The sequence below is a fragment of the Mesorhizobium sp. M7A.F.Ca.CA.002.04.1.1 genome (assembly GCF_004022805.1).
Classification (GTDB): Bacteria; Pseudomonadota; Alphaproteobacteria; order Rhizobiales; family Rhizobiaceae; genus Mesorhizobium; species Mesorhizobium ciceri.
In genome coordinates this window covers 1-9,381 of sequence record NZ_RZPL01000156.1, presented here as the reverse complement: position 1 = coordinate 9,381, position 9,381 = coordinate 1, and the positions used below count along the sequence as shown (strand labels likewise).

Below are 9,381 nucleotides of genomic sequence, written 5' to 3'. Positions count from 1 at the left end.
ATCCTGTTCCGCGGCGTTCCGAATTTCGCCCCGGAAATCCTGCGCCGTGTCCGCCTCGGCGACGCGATGAAGGCCAAAAAGCTGAAGGAAGCGCTGCACCAGATGGCAGAGGAGGGCGTCGTGCAGCTGTTTTCGCCCGAGGACGGCTCACCGGCCATCGTCGGTGTCGTCGGCGCGCTGCAACTCGACGTCCTGAAGGAACGGCTGAACTTCGAATACACCCTGCCGGTCGAATTCGAGATGTCGCGCTTTTCCGTGTGCCGCTGGATCTCGGCCGACGACAAGGCCGAGGTCCTGCGTTTCATCGAGGCGCATCGCGGCGACATCGCCCGCGACCTCGACAACGACCCGGTGTTCCTCGCCCAGCACGCCTTCTCGCTGAACTACGAAGCGGAGCGCTGGAAGGCGATCAAGTTTGCCACGATCAAGGACTATCAGGTCCGCGACAGAGCGGCGTAAGTCGCGCTTTTTCCTTCTCCCCGTTCACGGGGAGAAGGTGCCCGAAGGGCGGATGAGGGGCGGCGCGACCCTCGACTATCCTCTGGCAGCTTCCTCTATCTTGGCGATGTCGATCTTGCTCATCTGCATCATCGCCGACATCACGCGGCCGGCCTTGGCCCGGTCCGGATCCAGAAGCAGGCGCGGCAGCTGCTCCGGCACAACCTGCCAGGAGACGCCGAATTTATCCTTCAGCCAGCTGCATTGCGATGGTTGGCCGCCACCTTCGATGAGCTTGTCCCAGAAGTAATCCACCTCTTCCTGCGTCTTGCAGTCGATCGACTGCGACATCGCTTCGCTGTGCTTGAACTGCGGTCCACCATTGAGCGCCTGGAACTGCACGCCGTCGAGTTCGAACGTGGTCACCAACACCTTGCCTGCATCGGCGTGGCCTTCGGGCCAACGCATCACGCTCAGCACCTTGGAATTCTTGAAGATGGAGACGTAGAAGTTCATGGCCTCTTCGGCTCGGCCGTCGAACCACAGGCAGGTGGTGATCTTTTGCATGTCGTGCTCCTCGTGCTGTTTCGGTCGCTGTTCCTGTGAAACGGCTGACTCCGAATATGGTGCCATCTCCTTGCCGTCTGCCCAAGGACGGACATGCAGCGCGCCATCCGACAGTGCCACGCATTTTTTTGAGAGAATCTGGCGCATTGCAAAATTGTGGCCAGACCATACTTGCGCGTCTATAACGCCTGCGGTCCGAATTCAGCTCCGCCGCGCCAACCCCTGGGCTGCGGCCAGCCACCAAGGAAAAAACATGCCTGCCTATCGTTCCCGCACCACCACCCATGGCCGCAACATGGCCGGCGCTCGCGGCCTCTGGCGCGCCACCGGCATGAAGGACTCGGATTTCGGCAAGCCGATCATTGCGGTGGTCAACTCCTTCACCCAGTTCGTGCCGGGCCATGTCCATCTGAAGGATCTCGGCCAATTGGTCGCGCGCGAGATCGAAAAGGCCGGCGGCGTTGCCAAGGAATTCAACACCATCGCCGTCGATGACGGCATCGCCATGGGCCATGACGGCATGCTCTATTCGCTCCCGTCGCGCGAGCTGATCGCCGATTCTGTCGAATACATGGTCAACGCGCATTGCGCCGACGCCATGGTCTGCATCTCCAATTGCGACAAGATCACGCCCGGCATGCTGATGGCCTCGTTGCGCCTCAACATCCCGACCGTCTTCGTCTCCGGCGGTCCGATGGAAGCCGGCAAGGTGGTGCTCGCCGGCAAGACGCAGGCGCTCGACCTGGTCGATGCCATGGTCGCGGCCGCCGACGACAAGATCTCCGATGAGGACGTCAAGGTCATCGAGCGCTCGGCCTGCCCGACCTGCGGCTCCTGCTCGGGCATGTTCACCGCCAATTCGATGAATTGTTTGACCGAGGCGCTTGGCCTGTCGCTGCCCGGCAACGGCTCGACATTGGCGACGCATGCCGACCGCAAGCGTCTGTTCGTCGAGGCCGGCCACCTGATCGTCGATCTCGCCCAGCGCTATTACGAACAGGACGACGAAACCGCACTGCCGCGCAACATCGCCTCGAAGGGCGCTTTCGAGAACGCCATGACGCTCGACATCGCCATGGGCGGTTCGACCAACACCGTGTTGCATATCCTGGCTGCCGCGCATGAGGGCGAGATCGATTTCGATCAGGACGACATCGACGCGCTGTCGCGCAAGGTGCCGGTGCTGTGCAAGGTTGCGCCCGCCAAGTCCGACGTCCACATGGAAGACGTCCACCGCGCCGGCGGCATCATGGCCATCCTCGGCCAGCTCGACAATGCCGGCCTGCTCAACCGCGACCTGCCGACGGTGCATACGTCAACCCTGGGCGAGGCGCTCGACCATTGGGACATTTCCCGCACGACCAGCCAGAGCGTGCGCGATTTCTTCCTCGCCGCCCCTGGCGGCGTGCCGACACAGGTCGCCTTCAGCCAGGAGCGCCGCTGGGACGAGCTCGATCTCGACCGCGAGAAAGGCGTTATCCGCTCGACCGAACATCCCTTTTCCAAGGATGGCGGCCTTGCCGTGCTGAAGGGCAATCTGGCGCTCGACGGCTGCATCGTGAAGACGGCGGGCGTCGATGAATCGATCCTGAAATTCACCGGCCCGGCCCGCGTGTTCGAAAGCCAGGATTCGAGCGTCAAGGCGATCCTGTCCAATGAGATCAAGGCCGGCGATGTCGTCGTCATCCGCTATGAAGGACCGCGCGGCGGCCCCGGCATGCAGGAGATGCTCTATCCGACCAGCTATCTGAAGTCGAAGGGCCTCGGCAAGGCCTGCGCTCTGATTACTGACGGCCGCTTCTCCGGCGGCACCTCGGGTCTGTCGATCGGCCATGCGTCGCCGGAAGCTGCCGAAGGCGGTTTGATCGGACTGGTGCAGGAGGGCGATACGATCGAGATCGACATCCCGAACCGCAGCATCCGCCTGGCTGTCGATGAGGCGGAACTCGCTGCGCGCCGGGCGGCGATGGAGGCCAGGGGCGCCCTGGCCTGGAAGCCTGAGGAAAAGCGCAAGCGCAAGGTGACGACCGCCTTGCGCGCCTATGCCGCCATGGCCACCAGCGCGGCCAAGGGCGCGGTGAGGTTTGTGCCGGAGTGAGGTTTCTTCCTTCTCCCCTGTGGGAGAAGATGTCGCCGCAGGCGACGGATGAGGGGTGGTCCAGAGAACACCGACGTCTCACTCCGCTGGAACACCCCTCATCCGTCTCGGCGCCGCGCGCCGATCCACCTTCCCCCACAAGGGGGGGGAAGGGAAGAGAAGTGCTACGGCATCAACTGATACTCATAGAGCTTCTGATAGAGCCCGCCCTGCTTGAGCAAGGCCTTGTGCGGGCCGCTTTCCACCACCTTGCCGGCTTCGAGCACCACGATTGTGTCGGCCTGGTGCACGGTCGACAGACGGTGCGCGATGACGATCGTCGTGCGGCCTTCCGTCAATTGCTGCAGCGCGTCGCGGAACAGCGCTTCCGATTCGGCGTCGAGCGCGCTGGTCGCTTCGTCCAGCAGCAGGATCTCCGCATTGCGCAGCATGGCGCGTGCGATCGAGATCCGTTGGCGCTGGCCGCCCGACAGTAGGCCGCCATTCTCGCCGACATCCGTCTCGTAGCCTTTCGCCTGCGCGCTGATGAAGTCATGCGCGTTGGCCGCCTTGGCGGCGGCGATCACCTCATCGTCGGTCGCACCCTCGCGCCCAAGCCGGATGTTGTGCATGATGGTGCCGGCAAACAGGAACGTATCCTGGCTGACATAGGCGATCTTTTCCCGCAGCGATGCGAGCGTCGCATGGGAAATATCCTGACCGTCGAACAGCACCCTGCCGCTCTGCGGATCATACATGCGCATGATCAGGTTTAGAATCGTCGACTTGCCGCCGCCGGAAGGCCCGACCAGCGCCGTCATCTTGCCGGGCGCAAGCGTCAGATCGAACCTGTCCAGCACCGGCGGCCCTTTCTGATAAGCGAAGTCGACGGCGTCGAACCGGATCTCGCCCGGTCCGGCCAGAAGCGGCTTCGCGTCCGGCTTCTCGACCAGAGTGAGCGGCTGGTCGGCGAGCTCGAACATCATGCGCACGCCGACAATGCCGCTTTCCAGCGATATGCGTACGCGCGCAAGGCGCTTTGCCGGCTCATAGGCAAACAGGAGCGCCCCGATGAAGGCCATGATGTTTCCCGGCATCTGGCCGCCCTGCAAGACCAGGAAGCCGCTGACGAAGATGGCCCCGGCAATAGCCAGCCCGGCCAGCGTCTCCATCACCGGGCTTGTCGCAGCCTCCAGCGTCGCGATGTTATTGGCCCGGTTCTCGACGTCCGACACGGCCTTGTACATGCGGTTGCGCATCGCGCCTTCGAGGTTGAAGGATTTGACGACGCGCACGCCGATTGCCGTTTCCTGCATCACCTGCACGATCTGGCCGACCGAGCGAAACTCCATCGCGGCGAACTTGCGAACACGTTTCAGGATGCGGTTGACCCCGTAGATAGCCAAGGGGCCGACGACGAAGCAGATTATAGACAAGGCTGGCTGCTGCCAGACCATGACTCCTACCAGGACGACCAGCGACAACAGATCGCGCACATAGGACGTGACAACGAGGTCGAGCACGTTGCGTGCCGCCTGCGCATTGTTGGTCATGCGTGTGATCAGGTCGGACGACGAGGTCGAATGGTAGAATTCGATGCCTTGCGCCAGGATGCGGTCGTAGATCTTGCGCTGGCGGTCGGCGATGATGGCGTTGCCGACACGGCTCATGAAATAGGCCTGAATGAAGTTGGCGAGGCCCTTGAGGATGAAGATCGTGGCGACCCCGCCCGCAATCAGGTTGACCCGGTCAATCCGCTTGAAGACTACGAATTCGTCGGTGATCTCTTTGAGAATCCAGGCGCTGGCGCCGGTCGTGGCGGCCACCACAAGCATCGACAAGATCGCGGCGCCGTAGCCAAACCTGTGCTGATAAAAGGATTCCCGGATCAACCTCGCGACGAGGCGCTGGTTTTCCGTCGAGCGGAAGAAACGAAACAAACGGCGGATCCTTGAAACCGGGACAACGAAGGCGGCTTATAGAGGGAGTTGCGGCCGGATGAAACCATCCGCGGCCGCCGCGGACAAATCGCTGTTGCAAGCGGCATCGACGGGATGCGATTTTCAGCCTCGGCTATATCAGATGATTCTTTTGACGGGATGACGACGGATGGATTTCGACCTTATCGTTCGCGGCGGCACACTGCCTGATGGCAGGGTTGCCGACATCGGCATCAACGGTGAGACGATCGCGGCGATCGAGCCCGTTCTCCAGGGTTCCGCGCGGACCGAGGTCGACGCCCGTGGCAATCTGGTCTCGCCGCCCTTCGTCGATCCGCATTTCCACATGGATGCGACGCTCTCCTACGGCATTCCGCGCATCAACGCTTCGGGTACGCTGCTCGAAGGCATTTCGCTGTGGGGCGAGTTGAAGCCGCTTTTGACGCATGAGGCCGTGCGTGATCGCGCGCTGGCCTATTGCGACTGGGCGGTGTCGATGGGCCTGCTCGCCATCCGCACCCATGTCGATGTCTGCGATGACCGCCTGCTGGCGGTCGAGGCGTTGCTCGAGGTCAAGAAGACGGTCGCTCCCTACATCGACCTGCAATTGGTCGCCTTCCCGCAGGACGGGTTTTATCGCTCTCCATCGGCGCGTGAAAACACCATCCGCGCGCTCGACATGGGCGTCGACATCGTCGGCGGCATCCCGCATTTCGAGCGCACCATGGCCGACGGCACGCGCTCGGTAACGGAGCTGTGCGAGATCGCGGCCAGCCGCGGCCTGATGGTCGACCTGCATTGCGACGAGACCGATGATCCGCTGTCGCGCCATATCGAGCAGCTTGCCTATGAGGCGCAGCGTCTTGGTTTGCACGGCAAGGTCGCCGGTTCGCACCTCACCTCGATGCATTCGATGGACAATTACTACGTCTCGAAGCTTTTGCCGCTGATCGCCGAGGCCGGCGTCTCGGTCATTCCCAATCCGCTGATCAACATCATGCTGCAGGGCCGCCACGACACCTTCCCGAAGCGCCGCGGCCTGACCCGGGTCAAGGAAATGCTGGCGCTCGGCATTCGCGTCGGCTGGGGCCAGGATTGCGTGCTCGATCCCTGGTATTCGCTGGGCACCGCCGATATGCTCGATGTCGCCTTCATGGGTCTGCACGTCGCTCAGATGTCGAGCCCGGCAGAGATGGCGCGCTGCTTCGACATGGTCACCAACGTCAATGCCGCGATCATGGGCCTCGATCATCTCGGCCTGGCGGTCGGCAAGCGCGCCAGCCTGGTCGTCCTCGATGCCGGCAATCCGGTCGAAGCCCTGCGGCTGCGCGCCGAGCGCCTGTGCGTCATCGCCAGGGGCAAGGTGGTGGCGGAGCGGACGAAGCAGGAAACCAGGCTGTCCATCGGCGGAAGGCCGGGAATGGTGAACCGGCGGCACATATCCAGCTAGATACAGCCGATTCCCGGCGCTGGTCTTACCCATTGCCCGAATTCTCCTCGTCAAGGCAGCCACTTCCGTCTACGACGCGGCTTACTAGGGAGGAATCGGGATCGGCATGACGCAGCCCGTGGCGCAGAATTCGACGATCAGGAATGTGCTTTTGGCCGGCATTCTGTTGATGCTGGCCGGCGATTTCCTTTTTGCGCTGAACGACGCCATGGGCAAATGGCTGGTCGCCAGCTTCTCCGTCGGCCAGGTGGTGCTGATCCGCTCCATCGGCGCCTTCTTCGTGCTCGGCCCGATGATCGCCAACCAGGGCCCGGCCAAGCTGTTTCGCATGGAACGCCTGGAGCTGCAGCTGCTGCGGGTGGTGATGACCACGCTCGACACCGCGCTCTTCTATGCCGCCGTGGTCTATCTGCCGCTGGCCGATGTGATGAGTTTCTACATGGCGGGGCCGATCTACGTCGCGGCACTCTCGCACCTCTTGCTTGGCGAAAAGGTCGGCTGGCGCCGCTGGATGGCGATCCTGCTCGGCTTCTGCGGTGTGCTGATCATGCTGAAACCGTCGTCGGCGGCGTTCTCGCTGTCGTCAGGCTTTGCGCTGGTGGGCAGTATCTCCTTCGCCTTCGCCATCATCCTCAACCGCCGGCTGCGCGGCACCAGCGACACCAATCTGGTGACATGGCAGACCATCGGCACGCTGCTGATCGGCGGCGTGCTGAGCATCGGCGCCTGGCAGACGCCGTCGGCGCTCGATCTCGGCGCCATGCTGCTGCTCGGCATCGTCTCCTGCGGCGCGCATCTGATGATCACCAGGGCGCTCAAGCTGGCGCCGGCCTCGACGCTGGCGCCGCTGCATTACACGCTGCTGCTGTGGGCGGTGGTGTTCGGACTGGTGTTCTTCGGCGACGTTCCCGGTCCGCGCATCCTGATCGGCTCGGGCATTGTCGTTCTCGCCGGCCTGTTCATCTTCCACCGCCAGAAAGTGGTCGAGACCACCGTGCCGCCCGAAAACGTGCCGAAGGGCGTGAATTAGTCCAGGCTCACCCCCGGCGGATCGCCGCCAGATGCCGTGAAAACTCGGACGTCTCCATCAGCGCCTTGCAGCGCGCGAACCGCCCGTCGGCATAGGCGCGAAAATCATCGACCGGGTTGTTGTTGGCGAGCTGGATCAGCCCCCACAGCGTCCATAACAGGTCGCACATCGCCTTGTAGATGACGATGCGGCCGCGCTCCGCCGGCCTCGCCTCGCCGCCGAAATAGGCGCGCATCATCTCTTCGTCTTGCGCCAGATCGAATTTACCTTCCACGGAGAGGTCGCCAAGGTCCCAGAGCGGGTCGTTCATGCCCGAATATTCCCAGTCGACGATCCACATCCGCTCGCCCGTATCGAGGAAGTTCTCGCACAGCGGATCGCAGTGGCAGGCAACGATCGGCAGCGGATGGCGGCAAGTGCCGAGCGCACGGTTTCCGCCTCGCGCACCACGTCATGATAGCCGGCGGGCAGGGCGATCTCCTTGGTGGACAGCACCTTGAGATAGTCGTCGATCATCGCAAACAGCTCGAAGCGGAAGGGAAACACCGCGCCTGAATTGTGCAGCTTGCGAAAGGCCTCGCCGGCGCGGGCTGGACTGCCCGGCCGAACCTTGAATTTCTCCTCCGACATGGTTTCGGCGCCGGCGATGTAGCGTGTCACCATCAACCCGGTGCCGGCATCGACATGCAGCACCTCGGGACTGACCCCTGCTTTTGCAGCTTCGCGTGCAGCCACCGCTTCGTTGGCCCGGTTGATGTATTCCTCGGTGCCCTTGCCGGGAATGCGCAGGCAGAAGTCGCCGGCCTTGAAGACGAGGTTGGTGAGGCCGCCCAGCCGTTCCAGCGGCCCGCTGTAGCCGGCCAGCATGGGAATGGCGTCCAGTGCCGCGCGCGCCTAGTCTGTAATCATGCCTGCGCCCCCACACACTGTTATTTGTCGCGGCAACGGTTCCACAATTTTCGCGCTTTGGCTATCATCACTGCGAGATCAAAAATTGGCGGACTGGATCAAAGTGGCGGACAACAAACATCAGGGTGCGCTTGGCGCGGCCTACGCGGCAAAGCGGCCCGAAGAGGTCGCCGCACTTTATGATCGTTGGTCGCAGACCTACGACGCCGACATGTCGGCCGCCGGCTATCGCCATCCGACGATCTGCCTTGCGCTGCTGACCCGCCATCTGCCGCGCGGTTCAGCACCGCTGCTCGATGCCGGGGCCGGCACCGGTCTCATCGGCGAATGGCTTGATATTGCTGGTTACCCGCAAGTCGAGGCACTCGATATTTCGCAAGGCATGCTGGATCAGGCAGCCCGCAAGGGTGTCTATTCCGCGCTCCATTGCCTGGCGCTGGGCGGTCATCTGCCCTTTGCCGATGATGCCTATGCCGGAGTGATCTCGGCCGGCGTCTTCACATCAGGTCATGTTGGCGTCGAGGGGCTGGACGAACTGATCCGCATCTGCCGGCCGGGCGGCATCATCGTGCTGACGGTCAAGAACTCGCTGTGGGATCAGGGCTTCGCCACGCGCGTCGCTGAGCTCGAGGCGCAGGGCCTCGTCACCCGCGTCGAGGAAACGCGCCCTTATGTCTCGATGCCCGGCGAAGCCGACACCGTGCCCAGCCGCGGCCTCGCACTGCGCGTGACCTGACCTACGCTTTGACCCTCGCGCCTGCCGGGTCGTACATCGGCTCGAGGTGGATCTTGGCCGGCGTCCTCTCCATCGCAACCACCAGTTCGTAGTCGCCCGAGGCGAGAAAATCGTCGCTGACCCCGTCGGCGTTGCGCACGTAGCCGTAGCCGATGGTCTTGCCCAGCGTATAGCCATAACCGCCGCTGGTGAGATAACCGACAGGCTCGCCATTGCGCAGGATGGTTTCGCGGC

At 63.0% G+C, this 9,381-nt stretch carries 7 protein-coding genes and 2 pseudogenes; 5 read left to right on the top strand and 4 right to left on the bottom strand.

Annotation, left to right across the window (positions count from 1 at the left end; translation table 11 throughout):
- Positions 1 to 459, top strand: a pseudogene (prfC, locus tag ENZ75_RS11015) (peptide chain release factor 3); the annotation flags it as partial.
- 75 nt (positions 460 to 534) lie between these two features.
- Here prfC and ENZ75_RS11010 read toward each other — a convergent pair.
- The gene (locus ENZ75_RS11010) at positions 535 to 1,005 is read right to left on the bottom strand and encodes a VOC family protein (RefSeq protein WP_063170452.1); all 471 of its coding nucleotides are present in this window, start codon (positions 1,003 to 1,005) and stop codon (positions 535 to 537) included.
- A gap of 253 nt (positions 1,006 to 1,258) precedes the next feature.
- Between ENZ75_RS11010 and ilvD the strand changes: the two genes are divergently transcribed.
- Entirely contained in the window at positions 1,259 to 3,103 is a 1,845-nt protein-coding gene (ilvD, locus tag ENZ75_RS11005) for a dihydroxy-acid dehydratase (RefSeq protein WP_063169914.1), read from the top strand.
- 164 nt (positions 3,104 to 3,267) lie between these two features.
- On the opposite strand, the gene ENZ75_RS11000 is transcribed toward ilvD, so the two are convergent.
- Positions 3,268 to 5,022 carry an ABC transporter ATP-binding protein gene (locus ENZ75_RS11000; RefSeq protein ID WP_013528036.1) on the bottom strand — a complete coding sequence of 585 codons (1,755 nt, stop codon included), beginning with the start codon at positions 5,020 to 5,022 and terminating at the stop codon, positions 3,268 to 3,270.
- Between the two features lie 169 nt (positions 5,023 to 5,191).
- Here ENZ75_RS11000 and ENZ75_RS10995 point away from each other — a divergent pair, with 169 nt between their 5' ends.
- Together ENZ75_RS10995 and ENZ75_RS10990 are read left to right on the top strand one after the other, a co-directional pair.
- A complete protein-coding gene (locus tag ENZ75_RS10995) occupies positions 5,192 to 6,472 on the top strand; it encodes an amidohydrolase family protein (protein WP_063169915.1) in 1,281 nt (426 codons plus the stop codon).
- 106 nt (positions 6,473 to 6,578) lie between these two features.
- Complete coding sequence (locus ENZ75_RS10990; protein WP_063169916.1) at positions 6,579 to 7,502, top strand: DMT family transporter; 924 nt, start codon at positions 6,579 to 6,581, stop codon at positions 7,500 to 7,502.
- Between the two features lie 7 nt (positions 7,503 to 7,509).
- Here the strand turns inward: ENZ75_RS10990 and ENZ75_RS10985 are convergent.
- Positions 7,510 to 8,369: pseudogene (locus ENZ75_RS10985) on the bottom strand (phosphotransferase family protein).
- A 145-nt stretch (positions 8,370 to 8,514) separates the two neighbouring features.
- Between ENZ75_RS10985 and ENZ75_RS10980 the strand changes: the two are divergent.
- Positions 8,515 to 9,147: a class I SAM-dependent methyltransferase gene (locus ENZ75_RS10980; protein WP_063170453.1), complete on the top strand. Its 633-nt coding sequence runs from the start codon at positions 8,515 to 8,517 to the stop codon at positions 9,145 to 9,147.
- 1 nt (position 9,148) lies between these two features.
- On the opposite strand, the gene ENZ75_RS10975 is transcribed toward ENZ75_RS10980, so the two are convergent.
- Positions 9,149 to 9,381 (bottom strand): glycine cleavage T C-terminal barrel domain-containing protein (locus tag ENZ75_RS10975; protein ID WP_281061234.1); only part of this gene is annotated, 233 nt, incomplete at its 5' end.